At 65.8% G+C, this 15,852-nt stretch carries 24 protein-coding genes and 1 pseudogene; 14 read left to right on the top strand and 11 right to left on the bottom strand.

Annotation, left to right across the window (positions count from 1 at the left end):
• The first annotated feature begins 55 nt into the window (after positions 1 to 55).
• Both KBY88_RS02870 and KBY88_RS02865 read left to right on the top strand, forming a co-directional pair.
• Entirely contained in the window at positions 56 to 298 is a 243-nt protein-coding gene (locus KBY88_RS02870) for a hypothetical protein (RefSeq protein ID WP_254938362.1), read from the top strand.
• Positions 298 to 669 (top strand): hypothetical protein, encoded by a 372-nt coding sequence (locus tag KBY88_RS02865; RefSeq protein WP_254938361.1) that lies wholly within the window; start codon positions 298 to 300, stop codon positions 667 to 669. Before KBY88_RS02870 ends, KBY88_RS02865 begins: the two co-directional genes overlap by 1 nt.
• Here KBY88_RS02865 and KBY88_RS02860 read toward each other — a convergent pair.
• Positions 654 to 1,181 carry an EF-hand domain-containing protein gene (locus tag KBY88_RS02860; protein ID WP_254938360.1) on the bottom strand — a complete coding sequence of 176 codons (528 nt, stop codon included), beginning with the start codon at positions 1,179 to 1,181 and terminating at the stop codon, positions 654 to 656. The two genes, KBY88_RS02865 and KBY88_RS02860, sit on opposite strands and share 16 nt — an antisense overlap.
• A gap of 142 nt (positions 1,182 to 1,323) precedes the next feature.
• Between KBY88_RS02860 and KBY88_RS02855 the strand changes: the two genes are divergently transcribed.
• The 7 genes from KBY88_RS02855 to KBY88_RS02825 all read left to right on the top strand — a co-directional run bounded on the left by KBY88_RS02855 (position 1,324) and on the right by KBY88_RS02825 (position 6,988).
• Complete coding sequence (locus tag KBY88_RS02855; protein ID WP_254938359.1) at positions 1,324 to 2,049, top strand: response regulator; 726 nt, start codon at positions 1,324 to 1,326, stop codon at positions 2,047 to 2,049.
• Between the two features lie 2 nt (positions 2,050 to 2,051).
• The gene (locus KBY88_RS02850; protein ID WP_254938358.1) at positions 2,052 to 3,473 is read left to right on the top strand and encodes an ATP-binding protein; all 1,422 of its coding nucleotides are present in this window, start codon (positions 2,052 to 2,054) and stop codon (positions 3,471 to 3,473) included.
• A 4-nt stretch (positions 3,474 to 3,477) separates the two neighbouring features.
• Positions 3,478 to 4,437 carry a polyphosphate kinase 2 gene (gene ppk2, locus KBY88_RS02845; RefSeq protein WP_254938357.1) on the top strand — a complete coding sequence of 320 codons (960 nt, stop codon included), beginning with the start codon at positions 3,478 to 3,480 and terminating at the stop codon, positions 4,435 to 4,437.
• Positions 4,438 to 4,477: 40 nt separating this feature from the next.
• Complete coding sequence (locus KBY88_RS02840; protein WP_254938356.1) at positions 4,478 to 4,852, top strand: hypothetical protein; 375 nt, start codon at positions 4,478 to 4,480, stop codon at positions 4,850 to 4,852.
• Positions 4,845 to 5,030 (top strand): hypothetical protein, encoded by a 186-nt coding sequence (locus tag KBY88_RS02835; protein WP_254938355.1) that lies wholly within the window; start codon positions 4,845 to 4,847, stop codon positions 5,028 to 5,030. Before KBY88_RS02840 ends, KBY88_RS02835 begins: the two co-directional genes overlap by 8 nt.
• A 298-nt stretch (positions 5,031 to 5,328) precedes the next feature.
• A complete protein-coding gene (locus KBY88_RS02830) occupies positions 5,329 to 6,468 on the top strand; it encodes an FAD-dependent oxidoreductase (RefSeq protein ID WP_254938354.1) in 1,140 nt (379 codons plus the stop codon).
• Between the two features lie 88 nt (positions 6,469 to 6,556).
• On the top strand, positions 6,557 to 6,988 hold the full coding sequence (locus tag KBY88_RS02825; RefSeq protein ID WP_254938353.1) for a hypothetical protein: 432 nt from the start codon (positions 6,557 to 6,559) through the stop codon (positions 6,986 to 6,988).
• Here the strand turns inward: KBY88_RS02825 and KBY88_RS02820 are convergent.
• From KBY88_RS02820 to KBY88_RS02795, 7 genes are all read right to left on the bottom strand, one after another.
• A complete protein-coding gene (locus KBY88_RS02820; protein ID WP_254938352.1) occupies positions 6,970 to 7,161 on the bottom strand; it encodes a hypothetical protein in 192 nt (63 codons plus the stop codon). The genes KBY88_RS02825 and KBY88_RS02820 overlap by 19 nt on opposite strands.
• A gap of 87 nt (positions 7,162 to 7,248) precedes the next feature.
• The gene (locus KBY88_RS02815) at positions 7,249 to 7,851 is read right to left on the bottom strand and encodes a thermonuclease family protein (RefSeq protein ID WP_254938351.1); all 603 of its coding nucleotides are present in this window, start codon (positions 7,849 to 7,851) and stop codon (positions 7,249 to 7,251) included.
• 256 nt (positions 7,852 to 8,107) lie between these two features.
• Entirely contained in the window at positions 8,108 to 8,656 is a 549-nt protein-coding gene (locus KBY88_RS02810) for a dihydrofolate reductase family protein (RefSeq protein WP_254938350.1), read from the bottom strand.
• A gap of 126 nt (positions 8,657 to 8,782) precedes the next feature.
• Positions 8,783 to 9,145, bottom strand: a complete 363-nt coding sequence (locus tag KBY88_RS02805) for an AAA family ATPase (protein ID WP_254938349.1) — start codon at positions 9,143 to 9,145, stop codon at positions 8,783 to 8,785.
• A 63-nt stretch (positions 9,146 to 9,208) separates the two neighbouring features.
• Positions 9,209 to 9,418: a GrpB family protein gene (locus KBY88_RS16210; protein ID WP_396102451.1), complete on the bottom strand. Its 210-nt coding sequence runs from the start codon at positions 9,416 to 9,418 to the stop codon at positions 9,209 to 9,211.
• The gene (locus tag KBY88_RS02800; RefSeq protein WP_396102388.1) at positions 9,358 to 10,290 is read right to left on the bottom strand and encodes a GNAT family N-acetyltransferase; all 933 of its coding nucleotides are present in this window, start codon (positions 10,288 to 10,290) and stop codon (positions 9,358 to 9,360) included. Before KBY88_RS02800 ends, KBY88_RS16210 begins: the two co-directional genes overlap by 61 nt.
• Positions 10,291 to 10,385: 95 nt before the next feature.
• Positions 10,386 to 10,886: a MarR family winged helix-turn-helix transcriptional regulator gene (locus KBY88_RS02795; RefSeq protein WP_254938348.1), complete on the bottom strand. Its 501-nt coding sequence runs from the start codon at positions 10,884 to 10,886 to the stop codon at positions 10,386 to 10,388.
• Between the two features lie 275 nt (positions 10,887 to 11,161).
• On the opposite strand from KBY88_RS02795, the gene KBY88_RS02790 reads away from it, so the two are divergent.
• The 4 genes from KBY88_RS02790 (at position 11,162) to KBY88_RS02775 (ending at position 13,154) form a co-directional block, all read left to right on the top strand.
• The gene (locus tag KBY88_RS02790; protein WP_254938347.1) at positions 11,162 to 11,335 is read left to right on the top strand and encodes a DMT family transporter; all 174 of its coding nucleotides are present in this window, start codon (positions 11,162 to 11,164) and stop codon (positions 11,333 to 11,335) included.
• A gap of 115 nt (positions 11,336 to 11,450) precedes the next feature.
• Entirely contained in the window at positions 11,451 to 12,164 is a 714-nt protein-coding gene (locus tag KBY88_RS02785) for a DMT family transporter (protein WP_254938346.1), read from the top strand.
• On the top strand, positions 12,157 to 12,573 hold the full coding sequence (locus KBY88_RS02780) for a VOC family protein (protein WP_254938345.1): 417 nt from the start codon (positions 12,157 to 12,159) through the stop codon (positions 12,571 to 12,573). Before KBY88_RS02785 ends, KBY88_RS02780 begins: the two co-directional genes overlap by 8 nt.
• A complete protein-coding gene (locus KBY88_RS02775) occupies positions 12,570 to 13,154 on the top strand; it encodes a DUF1349 domain-containing protein (RefSeq protein WP_254938344.1) in 585 nt (194 codons plus the stop codon). Before KBY88_RS02780 ends, KBY88_RS02775 begins: the two co-directional genes overlap by 4 nt.
• Here the strand turns inward: KBY88_RS02775 and KBY88_RS16100 are convergent.
• The 3 genes and pseudogenes from KBY88_RS16100 to KBY88_RS02760 all read right to left on the bottom strand — a co-directional run.
• A pseudogene (locus tag KBY88_RS16100) lies at positions 13,130 to 13,399 on the bottom strand (GNAT family N-acetyltransferase); the annotation flags it as partial. The gene KBY88_RS02775 and the pseudogene KBY88_RS16100 overlap by 25 nt on opposite strands.
• Positions 13,400 to 14,559: 1,160 nt before the next feature.
• Positions 14,560 to 14,760, bottom strand: coding sequence for a hypothetical protein (locus KBY88_RS02765; RefSeq protein ID WP_254938343.1), 201 nt, complete (start codon positions 14,758 to 14,760; stop codon positions 14,560 to 14,562).
• Between the two features lie 152 nt (positions 14,761 to 14,912).
• Positions 14,913 to 15,041, bottom strand: coding sequence for a hypothetical protein (locus KBY88_RS02760; protein WP_254938342.1), 129 nt, complete (start codon positions 15,039 to 15,041; stop codon positions 14,913 to 14,915).
• Positions 15,042 to 15,296: 255 nt separating this feature from the next.
• Here KBY88_RS02760 and KBY88_RS02755 point away from each other — a divergent pair, with 255 nt between their 5' ends.
• Positions 15,297 to 15,728: an AbrB-like transcriptional regulator gene (locus KBY88_RS02755; protein WP_254938341.1), complete on the top strand. Its 432-nt coding sequence runs from the start codon at positions 15,297 to 15,299 to the stop codon at positions 15,726 to 15,728.
• Positions 15,729 to 15,852 lie beyond the last annotated feature (124 nt).

The following is a 15,852-nucleotide window of genomic DNA, read 5'->3' as shown; positions in this document are numbered from 1 at the left end:
GCAGGGGGGGCGTCAAACTGATGGGCGATGTGCCCTCTGCCCAGGCCACGCGCCCATGACCATGAGCTGGTCGGAACTCAGGCGCCGGGTCACTCGGCTCGGGGCCGCCCTGGACGTGGTGGTGCGCAGTGATCCGGAGGTCTGCGGGCTCAGCGGCAAAAACTTTCACCTCTCCCTGCACCACGGCGGCCAGGGGGACTGCACCGTGGGGAATCTGAGCCTCGTGGACTGCCCCAACGAACTGGTGCTGATCGAGTTCGAGCGCTGGATGCGCGGCGCGGGATTCGCCTTGGAGTGATGGACGACCCCAAGCGGCACCTGCGCCTGGCCCACTCCGGGCAACCCTCCCGCGACGTCTACCGCAAGCGCAAGCGCCCCCCCACCCGCCTGAAGCAGTTCGGACTGGGTCTGCTGCTGGCCGCCGTCGGCGCGGGACTGCTTGTGGCTTTGCTGCAGCTGCCGGAGCGGCTCGACACCGTGCTGCTGGTGAGCAAGGCGATCGGCCACTTGATCAGCGGGCTCACCCTGCTGGGCAGTGGCCTGCTGCAGCTGCTCGCTGTGCTGGTGCTGGTGGCCCTGGCGTTGACGGCCCTGACCCTGCTGGTGAGTGGCCTGGTCCGGATCGCGCGCGCCCTCTGGCCCAGGCGCAAAGCTCAGTCCTCCCGCTGAGGCCGGGGCGAGAGGGAGCGACGGAGAGCCCAGAGCTCCGCCAGGCTCACGCATCCGTCCCCGTTGCGGTCGGCCTGGACAACATTCGCCAGCAGCCAGGGGAACGTCGCCAGCTCGGCACCACAGAGAAGTCCATCGCCGTTACGGTCGGCCCTCTCGAATGCCTGGCGCAAGCGCTCGCCAAGGAAATGCCGCTTGCCGGCGGGCGGAGTCAAGTCCATCTGCTTGAGGTAGCCCTTGCCCCGCGTGTCAAAGCGCTGGAAGTTCGTCTCCAGAAACAGATGCCCGCGAATCTCATCTGGACTGAGCCGACCATCACCGTTGGAGTCGAGGTTGCGGAAGAGCTTCTCGATCCGCTTCTGGTAGCGCTGCAAATCACCCATCTCCTGGGCCTGGGCCAGCGGTGGCCACGGAGCCCCCAGCACCAGCGCGGCAAGACCCAGGGCGGCGGCGCGACCGATCGCCCGTCTGCGTCCCGCTGCCCCACTCACGCCCTGATCCCCCTGCGGCATCGGATCAGCCTATGGACCACTGGTCGAATTGTCCCTGGCCAGGGGCGCTCTCCGGGCCCCGCATCTGTGACCGGATTCGACTGGGGCTGGTGGGAGCCCCTGGGCTCCATACAGTTCGCTCTACTGCCTCTGCCGGCACCCCATGAGCCGACCCCACACGATCTGGGTGGTGGATGACGACCCCGACCTCCGCCAACTGCTGGCCACCTACCTGGGCGACCAGGGGTACGAGGTGCGCTGCCTCAGCGACGGGGCCCAGCTGCTGGCCCGACTCGACTTCCAGCGTCCCGACCTGGTGGTGCTCGATCTGATGATGCCGGGCGACGACGGCCTCACGGTGCTGCGTCGCCTCCGCGACAACGCCGACGACCTGCCGGTGGTGATGCTCACCGCCAAAGGAGAAGCGGTGGACCGGATCATTGGCCTTGAACAGGGCGCCGACGACTACCTGGCCAAACCCTTCCTGCCCCGCGAACTGACCGCCCGCATCGAAGCGGTGATGCGCCGCCGCGGAACGGTGCCCGCCGGGGCGCCGGTGGCTGGGGGCGAAGTGGTGAGCTTCGGGGAGAACCGCCTCGACCTGGCCGCCCGCACCCTGGAATCCGGCGGAGCGCCCGTGACGATCACCAGCGGTGAATTCAGCCTGCTGGCCGCCTTCGTGCAGCACCCCCAGCGGCCCCTCTCGCGCGAGCGCCTGATCGAACTGGCCCGGGGCCCCTCCAGCGACACGGACAGCCGCAGCATGGATGTGCAGGTGTCCAGGGTGCGCAAACTGATCGAACCCGATCCCAGCCGCCCCCGCTACCTGCAGACGGTCTGGGGCTATGGCTACGTGTTCGTGCCCGACGGCACCCCCCGCAGTCATTGAGCATGGCGGGCTGGAAGCTGGCGGGAGCCCTGCCGCTGCGATTCGCGGCCTACTTCGTCGGTGGGTGGGGAGCTTCGCTGCTGATGTTGCAGGGCCTGCTTGGCAGCCAGTTGGAACGGGCCCAGATCATCGAGATGGGTCCGGACGTGGCCCAGAGCATCCGATTGAGCGAGCTGGCGCTGGAGCGATTCCCCCCGGCGATCGTCGCCCAGCTCAGTGGGCTGGAGCTGGCCCTGGGCTCCCTCACGGCACCGGTTCCCGATGGGGTGGAGCTCAGCACAGACGGCCTGCAGATCGATCGCTCCCAACGGCTGCGCCGGGAACTCTGCCAGCGCCTGCCCCACTGCCCACGGGTGGTGGCCGGGGGCGGGCGAGACCCCGGGGCCTGGATCGAACTGGTCACTCCCCTGGAGCCCGTCTGGCTGTTCGCCGCGATCCGTCCACCCCTGAACTTCCCACCCGACCCGCTGCTGCTGAGCCTTTCGCTGGTGAGCGGCAGCCTGCTGGCGGGGGGTCTGTTCCTGCTGCTCGATGTGCAACAACCCCTGCAGCAACTGGAGCGGGCCCTGGCCCGGGTGGGGGTGGACCGGCAGCCACCGCCGCTGCCCCAGAGCGGCGCCTGGGAGGTGCGCCGGCTGGCCCAGCACTTCAACGCCATGCTCGAGCGCCTCGAACTGAGCGAACGTGAGCGGTCCACGATGCTCGCCGGCATCGCCCACGACCTCAAGACACCACTGACGCGCCTGCGCCTGCGGCTCTCGGTGGGGGGGACGTCCCTGGAGGGCCCTGGGCGGCAGAAGGCGGAAGCTGATCTGGATTCGCTTGAGCGCATCACCCGCCAGTTCCTGCTCTTCGCAGGCGGTGGCAACAGCGAGGTTCCCGTGGACCTGCCCCTCGATCAACTGCTAGCCGAACTGGCGGCCCAGTACGAGGATCCACCCCTGTTGCTGGCGCTGACTCCTCTGCGGGCGACGGTGCAGCCCACGGCCCTCAGCCGCGCCTTGGCCAACCTGATCGACAACGCCTTCAGCTACGGCCAGCCGCCCGTGCGTCTCAAGTTGATCGCGGTCGCCGGCACCGGCTTCGAGCTGCAGGTCTGGGACCAGGGGGCGGGCATACCCGAATCCCTTCGAGAGCAGGCGCTCCTGCCCTTCACCCGCCTCGATCGGGCCCGGGGGGGCCAGGGACACTGCGGCCTGGGGCTGGCGATCGCCGCCAGGGTGGCCCAGGCCCATGGCGGCGTCTTGCGCTTTCGCCATGGGGACGTGCTCGAGGGCGGGGGCTTCTGCGTCAGCCTCAGCGGCGACTCGATGGCGATGGGCTCTGGCCTGGAGGAACCGGTGGTCTCGAAATCTGTATCAACGAAGCCGTCGAGCGACCTGAATCCGATTAAGGGTAGTTTCAACCAAGGTAAATGGCTCTGAGAAAATGGGGAAAGGAAAGGAGGGCAGAAAGGCCAAGGAGGGCAAGAAAGCCAAGTCTGGTTTGAAGAGTCACTCCAAATCCAAAGAGGTCTCAAGTGCCCAAGGTCTGCATGACCGGTATCACCCCACGGCCCTCCTTGATGATGTAGAGGAGGGAGCCGGAGTCCTGGCGGAAGGCAGTCAGAAGCGACTCGGCAAGAAGTTCTACGAAACTGAACTGGAGCGACTTCAGGTCGAGCTTGTCAAGATGCAGTACTGGATCAAACACACCGGCTTCCGGATGATTCTTCTTTTCGAAGGCCGTGATGCGGCGGGGAAAGGAGGCACGATCAAGCGCATCACCGAGCCAATGAACCCACGCGGGTGCAAGGTGGTGGCCCTGGGCACACCTTCGGACCAGCAGAAGTCCCAATGGTATTTTCAGCGCTACGTAGAGAATTTTCCTTCCGCTGGTGAGCTGGTGCTGTTTGACCGCAGCTGGTACAACCGAGCCGGTGTTGAGCGGGTCATGGGCTTCTGCACTGAGGAGCAGGTTGATCAATTCATGAAGTCCTGTCCTGAATTCGAACGTATGCTTGTCAATTCAGGTATCGTTTTACTCAAGTACTGGTTTTCCGTTAGTGATGAGGAGCAGGAGCTCCGCTTTCAATCGCGCATTGACGATCCCGCCCGCCGCTGGAAGCTCAGCCCCATGGATCTGGAGTCAAGGGATCGCTGGTTGGAGTTTTCCAAAGCCAAGGATCAGATGTTCGCCCACACCAACATCCCCGAAGCCCCTTGGTTCACCGTCGAAGCGGATGACAAACGACGGGCAAGGCTCAATTGCATCCGCCACCTCCTCAGTAAGGTTCCTTACGAAGACATGACACCGGCGGCAATCGAGCTTCCCCCACGCAAAAGTGGTGGCGATTACCAGCGTCCACCGATGAACGAGCAGTTCTACGTTCCCAACGCCTATCCCTGACCTGCCCGAATCCTGAATCTGCCTGCCCCGAGCGCGCGCCATGGTCCACCCCAGCGACGACAACGGCGACCTCATGGGCGCTTCAGGTGGCGGCGGTGAGCATGATGGCCAGCTTCCCCTGCCAGCCACGGCGCCGCTGCTGGGGCCCAACGGAGCCTTGATCTACACCACCAGTGATGGCCGTCAGGTGATCGTCTGCGATGACCCCTCCCTGGCCCGTCGACCGGAACTGCTCGAGGCTTTCCAGGCCCTGCGGGCCGGCGCTCCCGAATTGAAGGAGGTGGAACGGGCCGCCGAGCGCTGGATCGAGGTGGCCGAACGCTGCGGCCTCCAGCGGGAACTGGCCCTGGCCCTGGTGATCGAGCGCCTCAAACGCCAGAGCGAAGACAGCCCTGACCGTGGGCGCCATGGTTGAGCATGCGCGCCAACGGATTGATGGCCGCTTGGTGGCGAAAGTGCTCTTCGGAGTGCTGGTGGCGGCCTTCGTTTGGTCGCCCTTCATCGCCATGACCTGGAAAATGGCTTCCCGCAACCGGATGAGTGCCCCGGCCCCGGTCCCCCCCTCCAACCTCAACGTGACCCCCAGGCCATGAGCGGCAAGCGGTGGCTCGTTCAGCCGGCCTGGCTCAGTGGAACTTCAGATACCAGAAACCCGCCAGCTGCCAGGACGACCAGAGAAAAATGCCGAGGATGACCCAGTTCAACCAGGCGGGACGCTGATCGTTGTCGAAACGCATCGTGGTTGAAAGCTGGCGAGCAGAAGCCTAAATCCAGCCCACCAGCTGACGCAGCAGGGCCAGCCCCAGCGGCCAGAGGCGCCAGGGGGGCGTGTCGGTTCGCACCTCGAGGGCGCTAAGGCTGGTTCAGATTGAAGGGCCCTGGGCACCCCTGATGGCCGCAGCGCTTCGGATCGGCATCGTCGGGGCCGGCACCGCCGGTCTGTACCTGGCGGTGCTGCTGCAGCGCGCCGGCCATCGGGTGTCGCTGTTCGAAAAGGCGCCCAGCGCCCGCAGCGCAGGGTGCGGCATTCTGCTGGTGAAGGCGGGGGTGGAGGCCATCGCGGCCAGTGGCCTTCCGCACCTGGTGGAGGCCCTGGTGGCAGCGGGCCAGCCGGTCCAGCGCTATGTGTTCCGCAACCTCAAGGGGGGTGAAATCGAACGCCATGCGGTGGAACGGGAACCCGATGAATGGCCGGCGCTGCTGATTCACCGCAGCGCCATCCTCGAAGCGCTCTGGAACGTGTTCGATCCGGCTGATTTCCAACCCCTCTGCGAGCTGGTGGACCTTGAGCAACAGGCCGATGGGGTCAGGGCCCGGTTCGCAGATGGCCGCCACTGGAATGGCGATCTGCTGGTGAGCGCCGATGGGCTCTACTCCCGTCTGGCGCCGCTGGTGCAGCCCCAGCGGCGGCTCAACTACCTCGGCGATCGGGTCTGGCGCGGGGTGCTCCACGACGAGCACTTCTGCACCGACGGGGATTTCTTCGTCTACGCCCGGGGAAGGGGCATCTACGCCAACTTCTTCGATCTCGGCCCCGACGCCAGGGGCCGCTCGCGCACCCACTGGGGCTTTTTCAACGAGGAGCCCCTGCCCAGCGATCGAGGTGAGCGCCGGCGTCTGCTGGAGGAACCGATTCCGGCTGAAGCCCTGGCCAAGTTGCCGGCCGATGCCGCTGGGGTCATCGCCACCACAGCACCGGAGGCCGTGGTGGCGGGCTACACCCATGACATCGATCCGTTGCCCCACCTGGTGGTGGAGAGGGTGGCGCTGATCGGAGACGCGGCCCACGCGATGAGCTCCTCCCAGGCCAGGGGAATGACCGCCGGCTTTGAAGATGCCGAAGCCTTGGCACGGCAGCTGGAGGCCCACCCCGGCGATTGGCGTGGCGCCCTTTCGGCCTTTGAAGCTGAGCGCCTGCCGGTGGTGCACCGTTACCAGGCCAACAGCCGCGAGGTGAGCAACCGAACAGGCCGCAGCCGCCCCAGGCGTGTCTCGACCAGGGGCACCGCAGCCAGCGAGCCGCCTCCTTGAGCCGCTGCTCCCGGGGAAGCAAGCGCCCCTGCGTTCGTTGCCTTTGATACGGGAGGGGCACTGCTAAGGGGCCCATGTCCTCCGGCCCGTGTTCAGCTCCGCCGTCTATTCGTTCCTTGGCTTTCCTGGATGGGGACCTGTGCATCTGGTGGTGCCCCACCAGGGGAGTCCCGCCGGCACAGCAATGCGGCTTGAGCGGGCCAGTCGCAGGGCCCAGGAGGCGGGGTTCCCCGCAGCCGCTCTGCTGAGCGAGTTGCTGCGGGACGAACATCGGGCCGATCCGCTGGTGGCACCGCAGGCCTGTCACCAGGCCGACTACCGCTACCTGGTGGTCCATCGCCAGGGGGCCCGCTGGCCCCTCCGCATCACGGCCTGGCGCTGCTGCGGCGATCCTCCCGCCTGGCAGCGGCGCTGGGGCCCCATGGAACTGGAGCGGTTCATCGCCCGCTTCCAACTCCAACGGCGACCAGCGGACGCGACCGCCAGAGGCGGAGAGCAGGTTCAGACGCTGAGCTGCTGAGCCTTGGTGCGGCGCAGGTCATGGAGCGCTTCAAGCTCGTTGTAGATCGCCACCAGCTGCTGGCGGATCGTTTCGGTGTCATCGAGCCGGGCCAGGTTCATCAAGGCCACCTCGATCTGCTCCTTGGTGTCGATCAGCAGCCGACACTCGCTCGTACCCGGTTCGTAGCCCATGGCCTGCCCTGAAGGAGGAGTCATCCAACTGTCAACGCTACCGGGGATCTGTCCGATCTGTTGCGGTTTGTGGTCAGCCTGCGCAAGTCAAGGCTCCTCGACGGAGGCCTGGCGGGCGAGCAGGTTCCAGGGTCGCTCGATTCCCCCCTCCACGCTCCAGACCCCACGTTTCCACTGACGCGCCTCCCCCTCAAGGCGGGGGTAGGCGAGGTCGCCGCACTGGCCCAGGTAGCCGTCGTAGGCGAACAGCACCCCCTGTCGCAGCGACGGCGACGCCACATCGCGGCCGTTCAGCCGCACCACGGCCACCAGGCGGCCGAACACATCGCGCGCGCGCAGGTCGATCTCCACTGGGCTTCCGAGGGGAACGCTGCGTTGGAGTGCCTCGCTGGCCTGCCAGGACCAGGGTTCCTGCGCAGGGCGGGGAGCCTGAACGCAGGCCAGACGCACCCGGCGTTCCTGGTTGCCGATCCGGACCCGCAGCACCTGGCCGTTCTCCACCTTGAGCACGATGCCGCTGTAGGTCACGGGCTGGGGGTCAGTATCCGCCGTCGGGAACCGCGCTGGGGTGGGAAGCGCGGGGATGGGCGTCACCGCGCTGGCCCGTCGGGGCGTCAGCAGCAGCGGCAACACCATCAGCCATGGCAACAGCCCCAGGAGGTGGAACTGGCGCAGGCAAAGCAAGGGCAAGGCACGAAAAGCAGGCCACCAATTTTAGGTGGGGCCTGAACGGATCCACGACACCGGCCGCAGACCGACCCAGCTCCATCAACCCATCGGGGCCTGGCATGCCCCCTGGGGAGGTTGGGGCTGCCGCTTAATCCCAGCGACTCAGGCCCCAGGAGGGGGGGGGGCGTATGGGATAACGCTTCTGATCAGATGCGGGCAGGATTGCAAAGCCATGACACAAACTTCTCGCTCCTGACTTCTGCATCTGGAAATTAGGCTATTTCCATACTGAATAGTGACTCTGAACGAATCCGAACGGAAACGCTTTGGATGACAACAGGCGTAGCTCTGCCTCGACCTGCAGATCACCGAAGAGCTTGATCCCTGAGCCCAGCAACATCGGAATGGAGGTGATCGTGAGTTCGGTGATCAGCCCAGCTCTCAGGAAGGCCTGAATGGTTCGCCCACCATCGATATAGAGATGACGATGGCCTTCATCCGTAGTGACGGCCACGACATCATGGGGCGTGGCGTTGAGCAGGTGGACGGTGTTCGGCAGGTCGGCAGGAAGACGGCTGATGGTGGAGCTGAGCACATAGACCGTCGTGTTGGCGTAGGGCCAAGCGGGAAAGCTGAGGACCTTTTCAAAGGTGGCACGACCCATGACGATCGCATCGACCGTCTGCATGAACTCGGCGTAGCCGCAGTCTTCCCCAGCCGGCACGTTTGCATTGATGCGCTCGAGCCAATCGATACTACCGTCGTTGCGCGCGATGCAGCCATCCAGACTGGTGGCGATAAAGACAGAGCACCTGACTTGATTCATTCAAGCGACAGATTCATACGCTGCTGGATCGCAGAGTTCCCGCTTCTTGCCTTGAAAGGATTGATACAGTTCTCGGTGCCTGGAAAGACCGTATTCGTCGGCACGGCTTTCATAGGAGCGAACCCACTAAAGGAGGTTGTCGAGGTTCTCGTCCTGCTCCTGGCGAGAGCTGAACTTCTCGGGCTCCCAGGGTCTTGAGCGGCAGTGGGAAAGGCAGGCATCAACCCCAGGATTGAGAAAGATGAGCTCATCGGCGTTGGCCAGGACGGGCTCCAGAATGTCCGCATAACAGCCTTCAATGATCCAGCTGTCCTGCTGCGAAATCCAACGCCTGACAGCATCGACACTGCCTTGAAGGGGGCGTCGTTCGGTTCCGCCCTCGAACGCGACTTCATCGAGCGATAGCCGGGCGGCAGGCTGCCGGGCGATCAGCTTCTTTGCCAGCGTGCTTTTGCCTGCCCCGGCGTTGCCAAGAATGATGACCTTCATGGATCAACTGGCTCAGGGATCAATCGATGAAAGAGGCTCTCTCACCAGAGGAAAAGACTGAAATCAGTCAGAGATCCCATCCAAGGTCGTGATCGAGAGCCCCTTTTGCTGGAACCATAGCATCGCCTTCTCCTGATGCTCCTGGATGAATTCCTCCTTGAAGCTGTTGTCATCGAGAGGGTCTTTGAAATCCATTTCTGCGCTCTTGAGCTTCAACGCTTCATGGACAGTCCTGACCTCCGGATGCGTCCGCAGGTAGTCACGAAAGGCGATATGACGCCTCCAGTGAACGTCCCTCGCTTCATCACATGAATGTTGGCGATGGAGTCGTACACACGTCCGAAGGCCAGAGCATCCGTTGGGCCGATGACACGGGGCAGCGGCTGGTCCGACAGAGCCTTGAGGGTGACGAAGAAGCGCCTGTACGGCATGGCGCCTGTGAACGCCTCCACATAGGTGAACCCTGCGGCCAGCAGGGGATGGATCACCTCATCCAGTTGGGTTGCGTGTTGCAGGCCGACCAGGATGTCGATGATCGGCTTGGCGCTGATGTCGCCGAGCGACGTGCTGCCGATAGGGTCGATCAAGAGCCCGGGGACCGGCAGGGCGGCAAGGAGTCGTGCCTTGGTGCGTTCGAATGCATCCAGCCAGGCGGGATTCCAGGGTTCGAGCTTGATCTTCATGAACGTGTCAGACGCCTGCTGTTCCGCCTGCAGCGAACGATGCAGCAGCCAGACGGGGCTCTCCTGCCTGCCGGTTCTGGCCACCATCTCTTTTTCCACGGCGAATCCCTGCCGCTCCCAGAACCGGCGCGCCCGGGGATTCTGTTTCTGAACGAGGAGTCGCACGGTGCTGGCCCCCTCCTGGATCATCCGTTGCCGCAGGTGTTCCCAGATGGCGGTTCCCGCTCCGGCACCGCGCTGATCGGGATGCAGCAGCAGCAGACCGACGTACCACTGGTCCGGCCGTGGGAATCCCGCCACCAGCTCCACCACCCCGACCAGTTCAGCGCCGATCTCCACGACGACGAGGCTTTTCTCTCCGCTGCTCACCTCCGGCGCAAGGAGTCCGAGAAGCTCGGCCGCCGTCTCGCTACCATCGGGCTGCCCTCGATGCACTGAAAGAAGTCGGTGCAGGCGATCCACAGGTGCTCGAGGCGTTGGCGGTCGGCCAGCGTCAGGGGCCTCAAGGAAAGCGCGGACGACATGGCGGCGGACCCCTTGGGGTGCGCGAGAGGGATTCAGTCGCCGGCATCCAGGGCCAGGAGCTGGCGGCGCAGCAGCCCGGCCAGGAGCTCACGCTCCTCGGAGGTGGTGCACTGCTCCAGCCGCTCCCGCTCGCTGCCAACGATCACAGGCAGCACCGTCTCCACCAGCTGGGCGCCCCTGGCCGTGAGCCGCACCAGGACGCTGCGCCGGTCCGTGGTTTCGCGGTGCCGCTCGACCAGACCGTCGCCCTCCAGACGGTCGATCCGGTTGGTCATCGCCCCCGAGGACAGCATCAACGCTCCGTAAAGCTCGGTGGGGGTGAGCTGGTGCGGTGGAGGCTGGCGCCGGAGGGCGGCCAGCACATCGAACGACCAGAGGCTGAGCCCATGGGGGGCCAGCAAGGCTTCGCGCTGGCGCTCCAGCCGCCGGGCGAGGCGCAGGATCCGCCCCACCACGGCCAGGGCGGAGACATCCAGCGCCGGGGACGCCTGTTGCCACTGGCTCAGGCTCTGGTCGATGCGGTCGGAGGCCATGGCCCGAGAATAGCTTGACGTCGAGACATCCTGCGCCTAGCTTCGGATCAAGTCTCTTGGCATCGAGATATCTTGCCTGTCTCTGCCCCGCTCGCCGGCGCCCGTTGTGCCCGTCTCCTCGGCCGTAGCGATCGCCATGGCCCTGCTGGCCGGCGCCCTGCTGCCGGTGCAGGCGGCCATGAACGCCCAGCTGGCCTAATCGCTCTAGTCCGTTGCCCTCGCCGCCTTCCACTCCTACCTGCTGGGTTCGCTCACCCTGGTCGGCCTGCTGCTCAGTGGCCTCATGCCGGCCCCGACTGGCGGGCATCGGCACGGCGCCGCGCTTGAGCCTGCTGGCCGGGGTGCTTGGCGCCTGGTATGTCAGCTCCAGCACCCTGGTGATCCCGCGTCTCGGTGCCACCCTCACCCTCGGGCTGGTGGTGGCCGGCCAGGCCTCGCCGGCCTCGTGATGGATCACCACGGCTGGCTGGGGGTGCGGCGCCAGCGTCTCGGCGCCCGGGGCTACGCGGCCATGGCGCTGTTCCTGGCAGCCATGGCCCTGCTCACCCAGCCGGGGGGTGCGCAATGAACCCCCTTTCGGCCGTGCTCTGTGCCTTCTCGGCAGGCAGTCTTCTCTCGTTGGGTGGGGCCGCCAATGCGCGTCTGGGCGGCAGCCTGCGCTCCGCGGTGGCCGCCGCCACGATCAATTTCCTGGTGGGTGCCGCCGCCCTCAGCCTGCTGCTGGCCCTGGGAGGTTTCCGTGCTGGCCCCTTGGAGCAGCTCGCCGCTGTCCCGCCCTGGGCCCTGGGCGGCGGCATGCTCGGCGCCCTCTACGTGAGCCTGTCCACCCTGGTGATTCCCAGGCTCGGACTCACCGCCACCACCATGACGGTGGTCTTCAGCCAGTTGATCGGCTCGCTGCTGATCGACCACTGGGGCTGGCTGGGGTCCCCCAGCGCCCGAACGGGCCCGTCCACTGGCTGGTGCTGCTGCTCTGTGCCGTGGCCTTGCGCCGCAGTGACGCCACCTCCTCCCACCGCTCCCACTCCGATGGCTGAGGCAGTGGGCGAGCTGCGAATGGGGGTGGCCTGCTCCGCCTTTGGGGTCATCGGGGCGGTGGAGGCGGCCCTGGGCGTGCTGGTGCCCACGTCGCAGGGCTGGAGCGCCGCTTGGATGGGATTGGCCGGCGAGCCCGCCCTGCTGGTGCCCGTGGTACTGGGCCTGGCTGGCCTTTATGGCCTGCTCCTCCAGGCTCCCTACCCCGCAACGAACTCCTTGCCCCTCACACCTCATGGTTGACATCGGACTGACCCATGTGGCCCTGCCCGTCTCGGATCTGGAGCGGAGCCTGGCCTTCTATGCCACCTACACCGACCTGCGACTGGTCCACCAGCGAGACAGCCAGACGGGGCCGCGCGCCGCCTGGATCGGCGACGGCACCCGAGCCTTCGTCGTGGTGCTGATCGAGACCGCGGTGGTCGACGCGCCCCTGCGGCCCATGGGCCATCTCGGGGTGGGGTGCGCCACGCCAGAGCGTCTGCTGGAGCTCTGCGCAGTGGCCCGCGCCGAGGGGGTGCTGCTAGCAGACCCGCGGGACGATGGCCCGCCCGTGGGGATCTGGGCCTTCCTGCGCGATCCCGACGGCCACACCCTGGAGCTCTCCTACGGCCAGGAGATCGGCCTGGTCTCCACCCCGATGACGCCATGAACCACGACGCAGACCTGCTCTGGCTGAACGAGCCGCCGCGATGGGAGCGCGATGCCGCCGCAGGCCGCCTGCGGCTCTGGCCAGCCGGCCGCACTGACTTCTGGCAGCGCACCCACTACGGCTTTGAGGCCGACGACGGCCACGCCCTGCTGGCGGAGGTGGACGGTGATGTCGTGCTGACCAGCCGGGTGACGGCCCATCCGCGGCACCGCCATGACCAGGCCGGGCTGCTGCTGCGGCTGTCACCGGCCTGCTGGATCAAGACCTCGGTGGAATTCGAACCGGACGGCCCCAACCGGCTCGGCGCGGTAGTGACCAACGCCCAGGCCTCCGACTGGTCGACCCAGCCCCTGGCCCGGGAGATCACCACGGTGTGGTTCCGGCTGCGCCGTAAAGGCCGGGACGTGATCGCCGACGCCAGCCTGGATGGGGAGCACTGGCAGCAACTGCGGATGGCCCGGCTGCAGGAGCTGGACGAAACGGGCACGGCAGCGATCGGCCTGTATGCCTGCAGTCCCACGGCGGCGGGTTTCCTGGCGGAATTCGATCACGTCAACTACTCGATCGGAAGAATGTCGTAGTGCATGACGTCTTCCCGTGTGCCGAGCTTGGTGTACAGCGCCACTGTCGAATCGTCGCCATAGTCGGCCTGTACAAAGATCACATGGATGCCGCGCTGGTGGGCGATGAGCATGATGGTGTTGATGAGTGCGGTGGCGATGCCCTGGCGCCGAAAATCCTCCGCGACCGCCACGTCGTAGATGTAGAACTAGATGCTCTCCTGCTTGAACTTGGGAAGGACATAGCCGGCCAGGCCGCCAACGACCTGGCCTGTTGTTCGTTGAGGTACGTCTCCGATCGTGAAAGGCGCTCGCTGAAGAGACTGAGCATCCTGCGGAGCGCTGGTGCATCAGAAGCGCCCAGGACCAGGATCGAAGCTGAAGAGTTCACGGGTCTCTTTGGAGGCATGGGCTTGGCCTAACTCTCGACAGGGGTGGCCCGCGTACCTGGGGCCTTGACGGCCTGGTCGCCCTTCACCCCGGGGCCTGAATGGGCGCGAGCGTCTTCAGGTCGCGCCCATTCACGAGGCAGACGTCTCGATCGGGTGGTCGTTCAAACCACTACGGCATGGATGCTTCAGAAACGCCCCCCATCGGGATGGGGGAGCATCAAGAAAAGAGGGTTCCTTAACCTTATGGTTGCCTCAACCCTGTCGCCAAAGACGTTCATCCCACGGACTTCTCCCGTGCAGTCGCCGGGCCCCGGTGGAGCACCGACCGCTGCGCTGGGCGCCCCCAGCCCCGCAGCCCCTCCCACCCCCACGTTCGGGGTCATTCGCAGCGGCCAGCAGAAGGCGGCTCCCGTGCAGGCTTCTCGCCAGGCCAGAGGCACCCTGGCGAGACTGATCGAATCCCGCGCTGGTGGGGTGCTGTGGTCAGCGATCACGACTGGGCTGCCGATGGTGGAAGCCCCCCGCGCCGGTGCGATTGACCGGGCCTCGGTGGACCCCGAACCCAGCGGTGGCGAGATCGAGCTCCCAAACGCTCCGCCCCCCGCGCCGCCTTCGAGCCCAAGGACGTGGTTGTCCGGGTGGCCTGGGGTCCCTTCCTGGCCGCCGCCGAAGCCAGCAACGGCTCCCGTCTGCGGACCAACGCCCGGCGGCTGGCCAGACCATCGGGATCGGCCCCCGGGGTTTTGGTCGGAGCCTCGTTCTGCACGCTCAGCAGAGCCCCTCGATCCGCGAAGGCGGGCTCGCCTTCGTAGCCGAATGACAGGAGGCAGGGCAGTGGTGCCATGGCCATACCGTTCGAGAAGGAAACCCACGACTGGTTCGGCACGCCCTTGAAGCTCGCCCTCACCAGGCGCTCCAACCTCAGCAACGACCCCACGGAGGCGTACGCCGATGGGACCCTGCCCAACACCTGGCTCAGGCCCCTTGCCGGGAGGGGACCGGCGGCCCAACAGACTTCAGAACTCCACCAGCCGTCACCACACAACAGCCAACACCGCCCTCGCCTGCCACTGGAGAGAACTCGCAGAGACCCTGCGACCGCAGGTGATGACCTCAAGCCCAGCAGCCACCTGCTCGTCGATCAGGCGATTGCCCGGGTGACGTCCGGCGAGCCTTTGCCTGATCCATGCAATGGCAATCGCATGGTCGGCCTTGCCGAGGCCCGCCATGAGCATGGTGGCGGGCTCCGATGGCTCCGCTCAAGCCCTCGTGTCGCCCTGCCCACCCCAATGGAATGGGGCCTCGGTACGGGCCTGGAGGTGGCCACCAACGGCGGACCTGGCGGCTCCGAACTGGTGATGCGTTCCCTCATCAGGGCCACCACCCATCAGGCACCGGGGATGCGCTCCTGCAAGTGCCCCTGCTCCGATGGGGCCAGGGCGCGGCAGGCCCTGACCACCCATGGCCCCCAGGTGAAGGAACTGGCCCGGCTGGCGCCGGCATCGTCCCAGCTCAAGGGGGACGGCCAAGGCAAAGCTGCTGAATCACGCCAAACAGCGGGCGGCGGATGGAGCCATGGAGCGGACCATCGAGGCTCCATCTCCTGCTCGTTGGTATCAGTCATCGCAGCGGGAATGAACTGGTCATCGCCTGCAGACATCGTGATCAAGACACAACCCATCGGGACATTCTGCGGCACATGTGCGGCAAGCGATGGACTTCAAATGCCGCTCGATCAATAGATTGAAGACATCGGTTGCGCTCAAGGACCATGTTGTCGGGAGAAGAACTCTTAAGTGCCGTCAAGGAGCTGAGTGAGGCCAGCAAGCCGGAACTCGTGCGCGCTACCGGCTATGTGACGCGACAGAAAGATGGGAGCGAACGTCTCAATTTCACCGCCTTCTATGAAGCCTTGTTGGCAGCCAAGGGCCTCGACATCAGCGGTCGCAGGGGAGCGCGCAGAGGTGGGAAGCGCAGGCTCACCTTTCACACAAAGGTTCAATTCAATGGAAACCTGATGGTGGGCAAGGCCTACACCGCTCTGCTGGGTCTCAGGCCCGGTGATGATTTCGAAATCAAGCTCGGCCCACAACAGATACGCCTGCTGCCCCTCGGCGCGTCCGCCGTCGACCCCGATGTCGAGGGCCCCATGGGCGCGCACGGGATCTCCCACGGCAACGCCAGGGGCAAACCCCCCTGCTGATGGGAGCTACCCGCCTGGGATGGCGTCTTGGCGCGGTGGACCCTTGATGCTCAAGGCAACCAGGAGGGGAACATGGCCTGGTGTGGAACATCCCCTGGCGCTGATCTCCGCCTTGGGCGCTGCG

Source organism: Cyanobium sp. Morenito 9A2 (assembly GCF_024345575.1).
Taxonomy (GTDB): domain Bacteria; phylum Cyanobacteriota; class Cyanobacteriia; order PCC-6307; family Cyanobiaceae; genus ATX-6F1.
Note: the sequence above shows the minus strand (reverse complement) of the source record. Positions and strands in the feature narration are given on the sequence as shown.

What these genes read in the sequence shown, in the direction of transcription:
- KBY88_RS02835 (WP_254938355.1), top strand. Translation starts at nt 4,845, where the DNA reads ATGGTTGAGCATGCGCGCCAACGGATTGATGGCCGCTTGGTGGCGAAA.
- KBY88_RS02805 (WP_254938349.1), bottom strand. Translation starts at nt 9,145, where the DNA reads ATGAAGGTCATCATTCTTGGCAACGCCGGGGCAGGCAAAAGCACGCTG.
- KBY88_RS02810 (WP_254938350.1), bottom strand. Translation starts at nt 8,656, where the DNA reads ATGAATCAAGTCAGGTGCTCTGTCTTTATCGCCACCAGTCTGGATGGC.
- KBY88_RS02765 (WP_254938343.1), bottom strand. Translation starts at nt 14,760, where the DNA reads ATGCTCATGGCGGGCCTCGGCAAGGCCGACCATGCGATTGCCATTGCA.
- KBY88_RS02840 (WP_254938356.1), top strand. Translation starts at nt 4,478, where the DNA reads ATGGTCCACCCCAGCGACGACAACGGCGACCTCATGGGCGCTTCAGGT.
- ppk2 (WP_254938357.1), top strand. Translation starts at nt 3,478, where the DNA reads ATGGGGAAAGGAAAGGAGGGCAGAAAGGCCAAGGAGGGCAAGAAAGCC.
- KBY88_RS02755 (WP_254938341.1), top strand. Translation starts at nt 15,297, where the DNA reads ATGTTGTCGGGAGAAGAACTCTTAAGTGCCGTCAAGGAGCTGAGTGAG.
- KBY88_RS02830 (WP_254938354.1), top strand. Translation starts at nt 5,329, where the DNA reads ATGGCCGCAGCGCTTCGGATCGGCATCGTCGGGGCCGGCACCGCCGGT.
- KBY88_RS02855 (WP_254938359.1), top strand. Translation starts at nt 1,324, where the DNA reads ATGAGCCGACCCCACACGATCTGGGTGGTGGATGACGACCCCGACCTC.
- KBY88_RS02780 (WP_254938345.1), top strand. Translation starts at nt 12,157, where the DNA reads ATGGTTGACATCGGACTGACCCATGTGGCCCTGCCCGTCTCGGATCTG.
- KBY88_RS02775 (WP_254938344.1), top strand. Translation starts at nt 12,570, where the DNA reads ATGAACCACGACGCAGACCTGCTCTGGCTGAACGAGCCGCCGCGATGG.
- KBY88_RS02785 (WP_254938346.1), top strand. Translation starts at nt 11,451, where the DNA reads ATGAACCCCCTTTCGGCCGTGCTCTGTGCCTTCTCGGCAGGCAGTCTT.
- KBY88_RS02850 (WP_254938358.1), top strand. Translation starts at nt 2,052, where the DNA reads ATGGCGGGCTGGAAGCTGGCGGGAGCCCTGCCGCTGCGATTCGCGGCC.
- KBY88_RS02820 (WP_254938352.1), bottom strand. Translation starts at nt 7,161, where the DNA reads ATGGGCTACGAACCGGGTACGAGCGAGTGTCGGCTGCTGATCGACACC.
- KBY88_RS02860 (WP_254938360.1), bottom strand. Translation starts at nt 1,181, where the DNA reads ATGCCGCAGGGGGATCAGGGCGTGAGTGGGGCAGCGGGACGCAGACGG.
- KBY88_RS02865 (WP_254938361.1), top strand. Translation starts at nt 298, where the DNA reads ATGGACGACCCCAAGCGGCACCTGCGCCTGGCCCACTCCGGGCAACCC.
- KBY88_RS02870 (WP_254938362.1), top strand. Translation starts at nt 56, where the DNA reads ATGACCATGAGCTGGTCGGAACTCAGGCGCCGGGTCACTCGGCTCGGG.
- KBY88_RS02795 (WP_254938348.1), bottom strand. Translation starts at nt 10,886, where the DNA reads ATGGCCTCCGACCGCATCGACCAGAGCCTGAGCCAGTGGCAACAGGCG.